At 38.7% G+C, this 14,431-nt stretch carries 15 protein-coding genes and 3 pseudogenes; 5 read left to right on the top strand and 13 right to left on the bottom strand.

The features are described 5' to 3' along the window. Positions 1-228: 228 nt before the first annotated feature. From CS842_RS00800 to atpB, 11 genes and pseudogenes are all read right to left on the bottom strand, one after another. A complete protein-coding gene (locus CS842_RS00800) occupies positions 229-462 on the bottom strand; it encodes a hypothetical protein (protein ID WP_103326835.1) in 234 nt (77 codons plus the stop codon). Positions 463-919: 457 nt separating this feature from the next. Continuing rightward, complete coding sequence (locus CS842_RS06780) at positions 920-1,081, bottom strand: hypothetical protein (RefSeq protein ID WP_195909811.1); 162 nt, start codon at positions 1,079-1,081, stop codon at positions 920-922. Between the two features lie 240 nt (positions 1,082-1,321). Next, complete coding sequence (locus CS842_RS00810; protein WP_103326839.1) at positions 1,322-1,663, bottom strand: hypothetical protein; 342 nt, start codon at positions 1,661-1,663, stop codon at positions 1,322-1,324. Positions 1,664-2,167: 504 nt separating this feature from the next. Further along, entirely contained in the window at positions 2,168-2,368 is a 201-nt protein-coding gene (locus CS842_RS07685) for a hypothetical protein (RefSeq protein WP_410468534.1), read from the bottom strand. 8 nt (positions 2,369-2,376) lie between these two features. Further along, positions 2,377-2,592 (bottom strand): annotated as a pseudogene (locus CS842_RS00815) (AAA family ATPase). Between the two features lie 291 nt (positions 2,593-2,883). After that, positions 2,884-3,744, bottom strand: a complete 861-nt coding sequence (gene atpG / locus CS842_RS00820; protein WP_103326841.1) for an ATP synthase F1 subunit gamma — start codon at positions 3,742-3,744, stop codon at positions 2,884-2,886. Positions 3,745-3,749: 5 nt separating this feature from the next. Next, entirely contained in the window at positions 3,750-5,336 is a 1,587-nt protein-coding gene (atpA, locus tag CS842_RS00825) for a F0F1 ATP synthase subunit alpha (protein ID WP_103326843.1), read from the bottom strand. A 9-nt stretch (positions 5,337-5,345) separates the two neighbouring features. Beyond that, positions 5,346-5,909 (bottom strand): ATP synthase F1 subunit delta, encoded by a 564-nt coding sequence (gene atpH, locus CS842_RS00830; protein ID WP_103326845.1) that lies wholly within the window; start codon positions 5,907-5,909, stop codon positions 5,346-5,348. Between the two features lie 3 nt (positions 5,910-5,912). Next, positions 5,913-6,410, bottom strand: coding sequence for a F0F1 ATP synthase subunit B (gene atpF, locus CS842_RS00835; protein WP_103326847.1), 498 nt, complete (start codon positions 6,408-6,410; stop codon positions 5,913-5,915). 53 nt (positions 6,411-6,463) lie between these two features. Next, complete coding sequence (gene atpE / locus CS842_RS00840) at positions 6,464-6,691, bottom strand: ATP synthase F0 subunit C (RefSeq protein ID WP_103326848.1); 228 nt, start codon at positions 6,689-6,691, stop codon at positions 6,464-6,466. A 15-nt stretch (positions 6,692-6,706) separates the two neighbouring features. After that, positions 6,707-7,777 (bottom strand): F0F1 ATP synthase subunit A, encoded by a 1,071-nt coding sequence (atpB, locus tag CS842_RS00845; RefSeq protein WP_241518397.1) that lies wholly within the window; start codon positions 7,775-7,777, stop codon positions 6,707-6,709. Positions 7,778-7,864: 87 nt separating this feature from the next. On the opposite strand from atpB, the gene dusB reads away from it, so the two are divergent. The 5 genes and pseudogenes from dusB (at position 7,865) to CS842_RS07360 (ending at position 11,997) form a co-directional block, all read left to right on the top strand. Next, positions 7,865-8,860 carry a tRNA dihydrouridine synthase DusB gene (gene dusB / locus CS842_RS00850; RefSeq protein WP_103326850.1) on the top strand — a complete coding sequence of 332 codons (996 nt, stop codon included), beginning with the start codon at positions 7,865-7,867 and terminating at the stop codon, positions 8,858-8,860. Between the two features lie 1,185 nt (positions 8,861-10,045). Beyond that, positions 10,046-10,249 (top strand): hypothetical protein, encoded by a 204-nt coding sequence (locus CS842_RS00855; protein ID WP_103326852.1) that lies wholly within the window; start codon positions 10,046-10,048, stop codon positions 10,247-10,249. 619 nt (positions 10,250-10,868) lie between these two features. Further along, a pseudogene (locus CS842_RS07345) lies at positions 10,869-11,249 on the top strand (PLP-dependent transferase). Positions 11,250-11,341: 92 nt separating this feature from the next. Continuing rightward, on the top strand, positions 11,342-11,524 hold the full coding sequence (locus CS842_RS07350; RefSeq protein ID WP_265614257.1) for a PLP-dependent transferase: 183 nt from the start codon (positions 11,342-11,344) through the stop codon (positions 11,522-11,524). 212 nt (positions 11,525-11,736) lie between these two features. Continuing rightward, positions 11,737-11,997: pseudogene (locus tag CS842_RS07360) on the top strand (PLP-dependent transferase). Here CS842_RS07360 and cysS read toward each other — a convergent pair. After that, positions 11,961-13,643, bottom strand: a complete 1,683-nt coding sequence (gene cysS, locus CS842_RS00865; protein WP_103326854.1) for a cysteine--tRNA ligase — start codon at positions 13,641-13,643, stop codon at positions 11,961-11,963. The pseudogene CS842_RS07360 and the gene cysS sit on opposite strands and share 37 nt — an antisense overlap. Before the next feature lie 37 nt (positions 13,644-13,680). Next, complete coding sequence (folE, locus tag CS842_RS00870; RefSeq protein ID WP_103327021.1) at positions 13,681-14,361, bottom strand: GTP cyclohydrolase I FolE; 681 nt, start codon at positions 14,359-14,361, stop codon at positions 13,681-13,683. Positions 14,362-14,431 lie beyond the last annotated feature (70 nt).

Consider the following 14,431-nt stretch of genomic DNA (forward strand, 5'->3'; position numbering starts at 1 on the left):
TCCTCTACCTATGCCATCGGGATCTCCAAAACAATTTTTTTCAGAAGCGCGCTCCTCCTGAACTAAAAATAAGTTTTTTGATGAAGAAAATCAGATGCATCAGAGACCTGTGATGTGTCAAGGTCAGCTGAAGGAGGCGTTTCAGGATTTTCCGAAGAAGATAAATTATCATCAGTTAAGCTATCATTGTTTTGATCTTGCACGGTTTGTGTAACCTTAAAAAAGCACTTAGCGAGTGTAAATATTATAGCGCGCTTCATCATCGTAAGGATTCAACTGCAAAGCTTTCTGAAAAGAATCCATAGGACTTTTCATATTCCTGGCCTTTAACATAAAAGTATCTCCAAGATTGAAATAAACTTTAGCTCTGTAAAGAGGCAACTCAATTTTTGATAAGGCTTTTAGATAGTAAGTCTCCGCTTCTTTATAACGCTTTAGCTTTATAGAGCGTATTTCCCACATTGCAAGCTATTTTTCCATCTCAGGGTTTTATATCAAAGTTCTTCTGTAGAAGCCTTCCGATTTAAAAAATTCAGCGCCTGAATAATACCGGTCGGCTTCTTTTAGTAACGGACTTAACTGTTCGGGTATCTCTAAAAAAAGACAAAAAAAATAACATCAAAAAAAAGTATATCGCCTTCATGATTTTCGAAAGATATTTTTAGAAAATCTTGATGTCGATTGAATAACAAATATGTCTTTTAAAGATATTTCCAATATAATCAATATGAGTGCTGTGCCTATAAAAACTTGAAAATGATGCGCATAAGAATGCCATTTTCTCCACTGAGAAGAGCGTTGGTTCTTTAAACCTCTTGCAAATCAACTACCGCCAAATCTATAACATTTTCTTCTATGTATTTTCCATGTGTATAAAAGCCAACTCAGTAAGTAGTCTTTTATTAAGTCGGCTTATCACTCATTGTCCGTTGAATTTCTTAATAACCTTTGCCCATTTTTGAACTTTTCCGTTAGGTACTCTTTCCCCTTGCTCTATGCCGATATTATATATCGGAAAAGATTTTTGCGCCAGGGTCATGGCTTTATCTATACCTTGACAAGCCGAAGCTTCCGGATCCATGAGGTTCCTTATCAGGAATCGGATCCGGCCAGAGCCAAAATAAGAAAAGTTGTTGCCGAAATTTTAAGAGAAGTTCTTGTCCAGAATAAAGAAATAGGGGGAAAGATTTTCATATGATGAAATGAATTAGAAAAGGAACACCGACTGTTTCTTTCCAGTGAAAGAACCTTATATATAAGAATATTAATAAAAGTAATAGAACTAAATAATAAAAATTTTCTCTGTTTGCCCACTGCAGCATCATAACATATGTTTATAAAAAGTAGCTCGTAAGAAAAATTCAAGCAATAAAACAGCAAGAGCAAAGCAGGCAAAGTACTCTTGATAAGCATAATTCGACTGCCGAGAGAGAAGGGATTTATCAAGATAATCAATCTCTTGATAGATTTCTTGTAAGCGTTTATTATCTAGTAGCCCTGAAATATTTACCCTGTGTTTTTGGGCGATTTCTTTCAAAAGATCTTCGTCAATTTCCACCGGTTGTCTTTCATACTGAATTTCGCCGGTAGCCGATATGATACAAGCCAGAAAAAGAGCTTTGCCATTAATACCTATTCCGTATAGTATATACTTTAATGCCATAGCGAGAAGCAAGATCCATGGTTGCTTTGTGGTCTACAAAACCATCATTGTTCACCCTATCGGTCATTAAAAGAATGATCTTGCTTTTAAGTGGTGATGTTTCTAAGGTGATTTACTACTATACCAAGAGCATCTCCTAAAGCCGTGCCTCTGTTAAGCTCGCGGGTATGCAGTAAACTCACTTCGTGAGATAGCGCTTCTATGTCAGAGGTAAGAGGAATTTTTACAAGAACTTCACCGGAAAAGGCAAATAAGACGATACGATCGCTTTTTCACTCGTTTACAAAGTACAAGGCTTCTTGTTTTAGAACACTTAAGTGGTTAGAAAATCCTTAGCTAACATGCTTAGATACATCAGTCACGAGTATGTCTATACCATTATCGATAGCCGGGTACATCAGATGCATTTTTTGCGAGAGGGCCAGAGCGAGGAATAGTAAAGCGAACGCCAAACGAAAAATATTTAATAAAGATCTTTGCCTTAATAAAAAACCTGGACGAATATCAGAAAAAGGCCCCAAGTTCGGAAGCGACAGAGAAGGATTTGAAGAGTGATAAAAAAACATATACTTTACAAGAAAAGGTATAAGGGCAAAAGCCAATAAAAAAACAGGTGATGGAAAGTTGAGAATTTTCCTCGATGACATTCTTTACAATTTGCGCCTCAGCTTCTATATCAGGATAATCCACCAGACACTTCATCATAAAACGATCTACTTGAACCTCCGGTAAAAGATAGGTTCCTTCAATGGGAAAGTCTCATCACCAATAATAGTCACTTGTTTTTCCTGAATAGCCTCTAAAAGGGCCGACTGCACCTTAGCCGGTGCACGGTAATTTCATCGGCCAAAAACGGAGTTGGCGAAAATAGGTCTCTTTTTAATAACAAAATCATTGCTTTTAAGATGATAAATCAAAACTCCCACCACATCAACAGGCAAAAGGTCCGGGGGAATGAACTGTATCCTGGAAAACTTCCTTAAAGGTCTTATTATAGATTCTTACCCTATGATCAAACGGCGCATCTCGGTGAGAAATTTCTCTATAACGGGAATCTCATGTTGAATTTTCTTATTAAGGCCTTCTACGGTTTTAGGCAAAAAAAGATTTTATAAGAGATTAATTTCCGAATTTTTCTTTTGAAAAGAGCAGATACTGTAATAAAAGCACATAAACCGGCATTTAGCTAGATGATCTTAAGGTTTATTGTTTTTCCTTTTCTAGGAATTTAAGGCTTCAGCTCCTCCTACGATTTCAAGAATTTCCTTGGTAATGGCCGTTTGACGAGCCTTATTATAGATGAGCAGCAATTCGCTTTTAAGATCGGAGGCGTTATCCGTAGCTTTATGCATAGCGCTCATACGCGCGCCCTGCTCAGCGGCATAAGATTCAAGAATAGCGTTAAAAAGATGAATCTTTATCGCTTTAGGTATCAGTTCATTAAGAAGATCAGTTTTCGAAGGCTCAAGTAAATAATCCATCTGCAAACTATCCGGTGATTTTTCAGGGATTTCAATGGGTAGAATTTGCTCTGAGATCACCTCTTGAACTGCCGCGTTTTTAAATCTATTATACACCAGATGAATCGAATGAAAATACTTTTGAAGAAACTGATCGATTAACACATTGCAAAACAAAGCGATTTTAGTATAAGAAATAGAATCAAAAAGCGTACTATGATCTTGATAAATTTGAAAATGAGCGCTCAGTAAGTCCCTGGCTTTTTTACCTATAGTGAGCAAATAAGGAACTGGTTGATCTAAAGGAATCATCTGATGAATAACCATCCGAGCAATCGAAGCGTTAAACCCCCCGCAAAGCCCTCTGTTAGAGCTAATGGCAATGATCAATTTGGGTTGACTCCGACTTTCTTGAAGATAACCTGAAAGATCACCTGAATCCACTTCAGAAGAAAATGTAGTTAGTAAGTCTTCTATTTTCTGAGCATAGGGATGAATATTTGATAAAGCATCTTTGGCCTTTTTGAGTTTGGCCGCAGAAACCATCTTCATGGCTCGGGTGATCTGCATGATAGAAGCTACTGACTGAATCCTCCCGCGTATTTCTTTTAAGTTGGGCACAAGAGCTATTTCTGAGCGATATATTTGGCGCTGAGTTCGGAAACTGCACTTTCAAGAACCTTTGTCAGGTCTTCATCGAAACGCCCTTGTTTAAAAGCATGCATCACCTCGGGATACTTATGATCTAAATAATATAGATACTCCTCTTCAAATTCCCTGATCTTTTCAACAGGTATATTTTCTAAAAGATTTTTAACTCCAGCGTAAATAATGGCGATTTGATCTTCTACTTTGTAAGGATTATTCACACGCTGTTTGAGAATTTCTACATTTCGTCGGCCTTTATTAATAATAGCTAAAGTAGCTGTATCTAAGTCGGAACCAAATTTTGAGAAGGCCTCCAATTCGCGGAACTGAGCCTGATCGAGCTTAAGAGTCCCCGCTACTTTTTTCATCGATTTAATCTGAGCTGCGCCCCCTACACGGGATACAGAAATACCTTCGTTGATCGCCGGTCGAACACCGGAATTAAAGAGATCCGTTTCTAAAAAAATTTGCCCATCGGTAATTGAAATGACGTTGGTAGGGATATAAGCCGACACATCCCCTGCCTGAGTTTCTATAATAGGCAAAGCAGTAAGCGAGCCGCCTCCTTTTACTTTGTCTTTCAGTGACCCAGGCAAGTCATTCATAGCGCGCGCCACCTGATCGTCTTGTATGATTTTAGCAGCGCGCTCAAGCAAACGCGAATGCAAATAAAAAACATCTCCCGGATAAGCCTCGCGACCCGGTGGACGCCTTAAAAGCAGTGAAGTTTCGCGATAAGCTACCGCTTGTTTTGAAAGATCATCGTAAATGATCAGAGCCGGACGGCCTGTATCGCGAAAATACTCTCCTATAGTGGTCCCGGCAAAGGGTGCGAACACTTGCATAGGGGAAGGATCTGAAGCGTTAGCCGCCACGACCACCGTGTAAGCAAGCGCGCCATGGGCTTCCAGAGTATTAACTATGCCTGCCACAGTAGATCCCTTTTGGCTGATGGCTACATAAATACAAAAAATAGGCTCACCCCGATCATAAAATTCTTTTTGATTGAGAATAGTATCTACAGCTATAGTAGTCTTACCTGTCTGGCGATCTCCGATAATCAATTCGCGCTGACCGCGCCCAATAGGGATCATGACGTCAATGGCCTTTATTCCGGTTTGTAAAGGCTCCTGTACCGGCTGGCGATAGATAACACCCGGGGCTTTGCGCTCTAAAGGCAGCTCAAATAAAGGGCCTTCTATCGGACCTTTTCCATCGATGGGATGACCTAAAGTATCTACCACGCGCCCTAACATACCTTCTCCTACCTTTAGAGAAGCGATACGCCTGGTGCGCTTCACACGATCTCCTTCACGAATAGCATCGGAAGAGCCTAAAAGCACTACTCCTACGTGATCCTCCTGAAGATTAAGTACTATACCCTCAAGACCGGTATGAAATTCTACCAGCTCGCCATAGCCCACAGCATCTAGCCCATAAACACGCGCTACTCCGTCTCCTATCTGGAGGACTATTCCAAATTCTGATAATTGGCCTTCGGATTGAAAACCAGATAATTCTTCTTTAAGTAGAGCTGAAATTTCAGCTGCTTTTATATCTGCCATAAAATTTTCCTAAAGTTTAGTATTTTTTACATAGTTACGATCTATAAGGCTTTGACGAAGTCTGTGAATTTTTCCGCTAAGACTCATATTCCATTCTTTATCTCTTATACGAAGTATAAAACCACCCATAAGAGTTGGATCCACTTTTTTTAAGAAAAGGTATCTTTTTGTACCTTTGTTTTCACGCAACTTAGCAAGAATTTGACTTTCAAGTTCACCGCTTAAGAGGGTCGCTGTGATAAGAATTGCATTTTCCCATCGCTTTTTATCCTTGTATATCTCTAAAAATATAGCTGCGATAATCTTCAATAAAGAAGTTCTTTTATGCAGGCTTATTAGTTCTAAAAACTTAAGGGTTGTCTCAGAGAAAAAGCGAAACAAACGACGCAGAATTATCCTTTTTTTTTGAGGATTTAGTAAAGGTGTTTTAAGGAATAAATAGAACTCACGACTTTGATCGATCAAATTCAAAATCTGTTGCATCTCGTCATAAACCTTATCCAATTCACCGGAATAAAGGGAATAATCAAGAAGCCCCTTTGCATAACGCTTCGCTGTTTTAAAATTCTGCATTTGTCAGGGAAAATCTTTGAGATCAGCTAGCAGATTTGAAACGAGTTTTTCTTGTTCTTTATCGTTCTTAAGTTCTTTTTGAAGAAGCTTTTCAGCAATACTTATCGAAAGATCCGCTACTTGATTTTTAATGTCAGCTAAGGCTGCTTTCTTTTGATTTTCGATGAGGATTTTTGTCTGAAGAAGTATCTCATGACGCTCATTTTGCGCGTTTTCCTTTGCCTGATGTATAATCTGATCGCTTAAGGTGCGCGTTTCTTTCAGTAAAAGATCGCGCTGAGCACGGCTTTGTTTGAGCCAGATTTCCTTTTCAAGTTCTAGGGAGTTCATTTCTTGCTGAGCTTTTTGAGCCACCCGCAAAGAAGCTTGTAAATACTCTTCACGATCCTCGATAAGCCTCAATATAGGCTTCCAGGCAAATTTTGCAAGCAAAAAAAATAGAAGAATAAAAAGAATCGCCTGCCAAAAAATCAAACCTATGGAAGGCGTTACTAAATCCATATGCTCATCGATTGAATAAAATTCATTCAGCTTTTAAGTTTCGTCAAAAAATCCTACTTAAATACAGCCAAAAGGGCAGTGACTATACCAAATAGCGCGGCGCCTTCAACTAAAGCCGCTGCAATAATCATCGCGCTTTGTATTTTACCGAAAGCCTCGGGTTGTCTGGCAATAGCATCCATCGCGGATCCGCCGATCTTTCCAATTCCAAAACCTGCTCCAATCGCAGCCAAACCTGCTCCAATCGCAGCCAAACCTGCGTATGTCAAATTAGCATCCATAGTAAATATATTAAATTAATGTGTTTCATACTGTTCATGATCTTCCAGGGCTATCCCGATAAAAAGAGCGGATAAAGCTGTAAATATAAAGGCCTGCAGAAAGGCCACGAGCACCTCAAGCAATGAAATAAATAAAGCAAAAGGCATAGCAAATCCCGCGGCAAGCATATTTTTAAAAATAAAAATCAGACAAATAAAACTTAATATGATAATATGTCCGGCGGTCATATTGGCAAATAGCCGAATGCAAAGCGTTAAGGGTTTTATGAAAACTCCTGCAAATTCTATAGGAGCTAGCAAAAAACGCACAGGCATGGGAACACCAGGCATCCAGAAAATATGCTTCCAGTAAGCTTTTTTCGCCCTCATATTAACGATGATAAAAGTCATCATTGCCAAAACTAAGGTAGTGCTGATATTACCGGTCACATTTGGGGCAGCCGGCAACAACCCAAGAATATTGTTAACGAGTATAAAAAAAAAGATCGTAAGCAAAAAAGGTAAGTAAGGTCGATATTTTTTAGCGCCGATATTGGGAATGGCCAACTCATCTCTGACGAATAGCACCACGGACTCTAACAATCTGGCAGGGAAAGAGCCAGGTAAGTGTCCTTTATAGGAAGCGGACATACTTAAGAAAACACCACAAAGAATTAATACGGATAAAAAAGTAGCTACAACATTTTTGGTAATCGATAAATCTAAAGGTCGCTCGTTGGCGATATGAGCCGAGGTGTCCTGAAGCAGGAGTCCGGAAGCGTTGGTTTTATAGATCTTCTCATGGACTATACGGTAATATTTCCCAGCATCTTTAACAACTTTCTTACCGTGCTCAAAACGAGAAGCCGAGAATATATGCCAGCCCTCATCCCAGAGAATCACCGGCAAGGGAAGGCTTAGGTTTTTTTCTGCGCTTCCCCACAAATGCCATTCGTGAGCATCACGTATATGCTCAAGGATTACCTCAGCCGGATTCAAAATCTTTCCTTGATGAGGAGGCGTCTCAGGGAGCTGAGAATAACCAGAAAAACTCAGTAATACAAAGAAGAAAGAAAAAATAATGACCTTGCTTTTCAAAGCATACACTTTTTAAAAGTCGTGCAAATTTAAATATTTTTAGTTGCGAAACACAACAAATGAAAAAATAACTTTTCATTTATCATTTAAACTACAATGGTTTTTATAGGAGATTTAAAATTAAACGATTTTCCGCTAATTCTCGCGCCCATGGAGGATGTGAGTGACCCCCCCTTTCGTCGCTTGTGTAAAGAAGAAGGCGCTGATTTGATGTTCACTGAATTTATCTCTATAGAAGGATTGATTCGACATGCGGAAAAAAGCGTCAAAAAGCTCGATATTTTCGAATACGAACGCCCTATAGGTATTCAGATTTTTGGTGCTGAACGAGAAGCTATGATAGAAGCTACGGAAATCATCAACGAGCAAAAACCTGATATTATAGATATTAATTTTGGATGTCCGGTAAAAAAAGTAGTTTGTAAAGGTGCAGGGGCGGCTATTCTTAAGGATATCGACAAAATGATTTCCTTAGCTAAAGCCGTGGTAGAGCATACCTCTTTGCCGGTAACGGTTAAAACTCGTCTGGGTTGGGATGAGCAGACTATAAAAATTGAGGAAGTGGCAGAACGACTACAAGATGTTGGCATACTAGCGATTTCCATTCACGGAAGGACCCGCGCGCAAATGTATAAGGGTAAGGCCAACTGGAGCAGAATCGCTACTGTAAAAAATCATCCTCGCATAAAAATACCGATATTCGGAAACGGCGATGTGGACAGCCCGGAAAAAGCCTTGGAGATGAAAGATAAATATGGACTCGACGGGGTGATGATTGGCAGAGCAGCCATAGGATACCCATGGATCTTCAGAGAGATCAAACATTTTCTTCTTACAGGGGAAAAACTTTCCACTCCAAGCTTAGAAGAGCGGATAAATGCAGTTAAAAAACACCTCAGATGGACCATAGAATGGAAAGGTGAGCGACTCGGGCTACTGGAGATGCGCCGCCATTACGGCAATTATTTTAAAAGTCTCCCTAATATAAAGCCTTTTCGTCAGCAACTCATTATCACCTCCGCTTATGTGGAGGTGATGGCAAACCTTGAGAAAATTTTAGCTACTGCAAAAGAATTTACCAAAACAGAATAACTAATACCATTAAAATTTATTTATTTTATAAAATAAAATGCTAATCATGCGTATTTGTCAGAATAAATAACCTCCATAGATTTCATAAGCTCTCAGCAAGATTAATCTCCTCCTAAATCTATCTTAGATTCTTAAAGAGAACAAAGCTCAAATATCAAGATACGAACTCACATTATTATCAACTTCGTTATTGGGATGTAAAAATGCGACGTGCTAGAAAATATCCCCGGCTCATCAAAAGAACTTGATCAATACCACTCTTAAAAAGCTTTGAGTTTATCTTTTTGAACGCATGAATTAGGATGATGTAACAGTAAATCTGATAAATCGTGGAACAATAAAGACAGTAAATGAGTTCTTTATTAGATCTTAATGAGAGATACAAGTCTATATCTGTAAAATAGTGAATACAAGAATAAAGAAAGTGGCCGCTCTTGGTAAAGGGAAATAAAAACAAGTTGCTTTCAAGTAACATTATAAGGGACTAGAAAACCACTTCAGATAAAATCTAAGGCTTTTGAAAGCTATAAGAACACTAAGCTAGAGTTCACCGATATCCATTATCCATCTCTCTTTTCACAAGGAATTTACAGAGTATTTAAGTAAGAAAATATCCGATAAAGACCGGACGATCGACATAAAATATGAGCTACTTAAGGCAGGGAGAAGAGGTTTTAAAGGATAAGCCCTTAGGAACAAAGATAAACCCTATATATATAGAGAAACAGCACACCGAAAAGCTCAGTAAAAAACAAAGTGTCATTAAACCTATAGATATAACTTCTTCGAGAGCATTACGGTACAGTTGTAAGGAGATGTAAATCCAACTAAAGAGAATAAAATATCATCTTGTTAGTTAAAACATGGAGCAGCATTCCCAAATGAAAACCTTCATTTAACTCTTTGTGATGTTAAAAAGGTGTAAATATCTTATAAATTATATTTATATTAATTTTTTATTAAATAAATAGATATATAATTTTAATATATCAATTGCTATGCGATTTTAACATGCCTCTTAATTCATTTGTCTGAATTTTAATACTGATATAAAAAACTAAACTGATATGAAAAAACTAATAAGAAGAATACGAACAATATTTTGCATTATAATAAGCATAAACAGAAAAGACAAGGATAGACAAATCCAATTCCATAAGACTGTAAAATGATAAAATAGGTACTATGAAATCTCTTATTGATAAGGGATCTGATATAAATGCTCATAATAATCAAGGAAAATCCCAACTTCATTTAGCTGCTCAAATAGAAGCTGCACTAGCTCTTATTGCTAAGGGGGCCGACTCTACTATTCGGGATAATTCTGAAAAAACTGCCTCTGAAAAAGGCCTCTTCACATGGTCAAACAAAAATTTCCGCGTCAATTAAAATATGACTTTATTAAAAATCGCCAACCTCAAAAAGAGGATAAAAATTGCGGGTATAATGTAGCAGCTAACTTAAGATCTAATCAACACAACAAATCTTTCAAAATCTTAATCCATAGTAGAAAAGTTTACTACGCCTTCGGCAAGAAGGGATAGAAAAAAAGGATTTAATATTTAATAATATATACCATCATTACTCTAGTAAGTAATATAACGATATAATCATTTTTTATGCTCTTTCCTTTGTATATGATTAAATTAAAGTGTTCTAATGAAGAAGTCGAACCTATATACTTCTATTCTGTCAGGGTAGGGCGCTAAACCAGGTGAGATAAGTGTATCTGAAGAGACTTAAAATTGCAATGAGAAGCACAGATTATAACACATACATACAATATAATTTATCAAGAAAGGTAAAGGGATTTGACCCTGTTAAACGTTAGCAACCCTTTTTTTTAAAAGCAGATGCTTCTTCCGACCGAAAAAGTCTTTAACGGAAAAAAAGTAGAAAATAGTAATCTTACCTGTATTTATTTTTAATTTATCATCTTTCAATGGACGTTCTTTCCGTCTTTCATGATATATTAATTACTTCTCTAACATCAATACAATTATTAGCTATGAAAACAGAAACAGCCCTTCTCAGCGCTACCTATGTTGACACTCTGACTGGCGCCCTCTTAACACGCATCTACCAGACTTCCACCTATGTGCAGGAGGCTCCCGGGATAAACAAGGGATTTGATTATACAAGAACCAACAATCCCACAAGAAAGGTACTGGAAAAGCCTTATTTCGGACCTTGATGGCAGTTATACAGGTTTTTCCTTTACCTCAGGCATGGCAGCTATCGACGCTGTACTAAATTACTAAACGCAGGAGACAAAATCACTGCCATAGACGATATTTACGGAGGTGCCTACCGCTTACTCAATACGATTTACAAGCGGTTTGGGATAAATATAAAATTTATTGACACGAACACAATAGCGAAAATTTGATAAAAGCCATCACCCCTAAAACACGTATGCTATAGCTGAAGTCTCCTACTAATTCCACTTTAAAAATCTCCGATATCAAAATCTTAGGAGAAATAGATCATCAACATAAGATTCAGGTAGTGGTAGATAACACCTTTGCTTCTAGAATTTTACAACAACCATTAAATTTAGGCACGGATATCGTCGTTCACAGCGCGACAAAATATCTCTCTGGGTACTCCGATGTGCTTGCCGGATTGGTAGTGACCAAAGATCAAGAGACGGCTGAAAAATAAAGTATATCCAGAACGCCAGCGGCGCGGTATTGGCTCCTTTTGATTACTAACTAAAACCCTTTGCGGTATTCAGACCATTTCTTTTCGCATAGAAAAACAATCGGAAAACGCCATGAAAATCGCTAAACATCTTCTTCAATCTCCCTTACATTGACAAACTTTACATTAACAAGCTTTACTATCCCGGTCTACCCACGCATAAAAACCATAAGATCGCCACACGGCAACAAAAACGCTTTGGAGGATATAGCTTGGGTTTCAATTTGAAAAAAGCTTAGGAGACACCAAAAACCTCATCTGTCATCCAGAAAGTATGACACATAAATACCACTCCAGAGAGCGTCCGAAAAGTTGCCGGCATTCAGGACTCGCTCATACACATTTCCTGCGGTATAGAACACACAGAGGATCTTGTAGAGGATCTGAAAAATACATTTCATTCCGCTCTGAAAGTATTGGGAGAATCAGCTTGAGTCTTTACGGAGGTCGTTCCGTCTCGGTTATCGCGGAGCGTATAGCCGAGCTTTAAGAGTTCATCTCGAATTTCATCTGAGAGCGACCAGTCTTTATTTCTGCGGGCTCTCTCACGTGTTCTGACGAGAATATTGAGCAATTCCTTGGATTTATCTGGATCAGGCGGTAATCTATTTAATAAAGGGGATTTTGTTGAAGAATCTTCTGCTGAAAGCTCTTTCAATGAATAAGAGATCTTTGAAGATACCTTGATGGAGGAGAAATGTTTTTTAATATCAAAACTTAAGGATCTTTTTAATCTTACTAAAGGGCTTTCCAAGCCTAAAACCTCTGAACAAAAACTTTGCACAGTCGTTTTCAAAAAATTCAGATCAGAGGAACTTAAAGATGCTTTACCTTCAGAAATCGCCTCCATTAAAGGGTATATCTCAAAAAGATGGGCAATCAAGCGAGGGGTGTTGAAATCATCATTCATGGCTTCATAGCAACTCTCTCTCCATGATTGCACATCAAAGGTAGAGGTTTTACCTTCTTTTTTTGAAGACGAGAGCCTTTCCAGATCCAGGAAAGCCATCATAAGTCGATTATAACCTTTTTCGGCGGCGACGAGCGCGCGGTTTGAAAAATCTAAAACACTGCGGTAATGGGTCTGCAGCATAAAAAAACGCACAACCTCAAAAGAAAAAGACCTTTCAAGAAAAGGATTTTCACCGGTGAAGATATCGAAGGGCAAAAGCATATTGCCGCTTGACTTGCTCATCTTCTGACCGTTAATGGTAAGCATATTGGTGTGCATCCAATAGTTTACGGAACTTTTTCCGTAAGCTCCTTGCGCTTGCGCGAGTTCACATTCGTGATGAGGAAATTTTAAATCCATACCGCCCCCGTGAATATCAAAAACCTCCCCTAGATATTTCGTGCTCATGGCGGTACATTCAATATGCCAGCCCGGAAAACCCTCTCCCCAGGGAGAAGGCCAGCGCATAATATGCCCTGGGGAGGCTCTTTTCCAAAGAGCAAAATCCTGCGAGTGTTTTTTTTCCTGCTGTCCTTTTAAAGCGCGCGTATTCACCAGAAGTTCTTCCATCTTGCGATGGCTTAAAACGCCATAGCTTTCATACTCGGGATTATTATCAACAAGCCGAGCGTAAGCCTGCAGATCAAAATAGACCGAACCTCCTGACTCATAAGCGAGCTCATGATCCATGAGTTTTTTAATAGTCTCAATCTGCTCTGAAATATGACCTGTAGCGGTAGGTTCTATATCAGGAGGCACAGTATTGAATGATAATAATATATCATGAAAATTAAGGGTATATTTCTGTACGAGCTCCATAGGCTCGAGACGCTCGAGACGAGCTCTTTTCGAGATTTTATCCTCACCCTCCCCTGCTTCATCTTCTAAGTGACCTACATCGGTGATATTGCGCACATAACGCACCTTATAGCCTAAATGTCTGAAATAGCGAACTACCAGATCGAAAGAAATAAAAGTACGGCAATTTCCCAGATGTACCCAATTATAAACTGTCGGACCACAGGTATATATCCCTACGGATCTCTTCACTACAGGTGTAAAAACTTCCTTTTGTCCACTAAGAGAATTGTATATTTTTATTTCCTGATGAGCCGGCTGATTTTGCATATTTTATTCAGAGAAAATTACTTAAATCATTTATTCTCTACAAGCCGATCGATGCGCTTGCCCCGGTATAATGCAAGAATTCCCTTCGGGTGTTCGCGTCGGCTTTAAACACTCCCTCAAGTTCAGCCGTTACGGTGCTGCTTTCGATATCGCGAATGCCGCGTGAGTTTACGCAAAGATGTTTGGCGTCGATGACGCAAGCCACATCTTGAGTTCCTAGCATTTTCTGCATGGAACGAACGATTTGCATGGTCAAACGCTCTTGCACCTGAGGTCTTCTCGCGTAATAATCAACGATACGGTTGATTTTTGAAAGGCCGATCACTTTGCCGTTAGAAATATAACCTACATGCGCGCGACCCACGATGGGTAAAAAATGATGCTCGCAGGTAGAATACACTACGATATTTTTCTCCACAAGCATCTGGTTGTACTTATATTTGTTCTCAAAGGTGGAAGATCGCGGAAAACTCTCAGGATGAAGACCCGAGAAAATGTCCTTTACAAACATCTTAGCCACTCGCCTGGGGGTATTATGCAAACTGTCATCGTTAAGGTCTAGTCCTAATATTTCCATAATCTCACGAAAATGAGATTCTATGCGCTCGATTTTCTCCTGATCCACGATTTCAAAAGCATCTTTTCGCAAAGGTGTATCGTAATTAGAGGAAAAATGTGAATGTTCCTCATCAAAAGCGCTATTTATTTGTTCATTCATGCGCAATAAAATAAAGGACAAAGTTATAAAATTGAGTCCGCTTTATATTTTTTAAAGCCCTAAGATCTGA

The sequence above is a fragment of the Bacteroidetes bacterium endosymbiont of Geopemphigus sp. genome (genome assembly GCF_002904345.1).
Classification (GTDB): Bacteria; Bacteroidota; Bacteroidia; order Flavobacteriales; family Blattabacteriaceae; genus GSPS2-BC2016.

Coding starts and splice junctions, on each gene's coding strand:
- atpF (WP_103326847.1), bottom strand. CDS start 6,410: ATGGATTTAGTAACGCCTTCCATAGGTTTGATTTTTTGGCAGGCGATT.
- dusB (WP_103326850.1), top strand. CDS start 7,865: ATGGTTTTTATAGGAGATTTAAAATTAAACGATTTTCCGCTAATTCTC.
- cysS (WP_103326854.1), bottom strand. CDS start 13,643: ATGCAAAATCAGCCGGCTCATCAGGAAATAAAAATATACAATTCTCTT.
- atpH (WP_103326845.1), bottom strand. CDS start 5,909: ATGCAGAATTTTAAAACAGCGAAGCGTTATGCAAAGGGGCTTCTTGAT.
- CS842_RS07685 (WP_410468534.1), bottom strand. CDS start 2,368: ATGATGAAGTGTCTGGTGGATTATCCTGATATAGAAGCTGAGGCGCAA.
- atpE (WP_103326848.1), bottom strand. CDS start 6,691: ATGGATGCTAATTTGACATACGCAGGTTTGGCTGCGATTGGAGCAGGT.
- CS842_RS00810 (WP_103326839.1), bottom strand. CDS start 1,663: ATGGCATTAAAGTATATACTATACGGAATAGGTATTAATGGCAAAGCT.
- folE (WP_103327021.1), bottom strand. CDS start 14,361: ATGAATGAACAAATAAATAGCGCTTTTGATGAGGAACATTCACATTTT.
- CS842_RS06780 (WP_195909811.1), bottom strand. CDS start 1,081: ATGGATCCGGAAGCTTCGGCTTGTCAAGGTATAGATAAAGCCATGACC.
- atpA (WP_103326843.1), bottom strand. CDS start 5,336: ATGGCAGATATAAAAGCAGCTGAAATTTCAGCTCTACTTAAAGAAGAA.
- CS842_RS00800 (WP_103326835.1), bottom strand. CDS start 462: ATGTGGGAAATACGCTCTATAAAGCTAAAGCGTTATAAAGAAGCGGAG.
- CS842_RS00855 (WP_103326852.1), top strand. CDS start 10,046: ATGAAATCTCTTATTGATAAGGGATCTGATATAAATGCTCATAATAAT.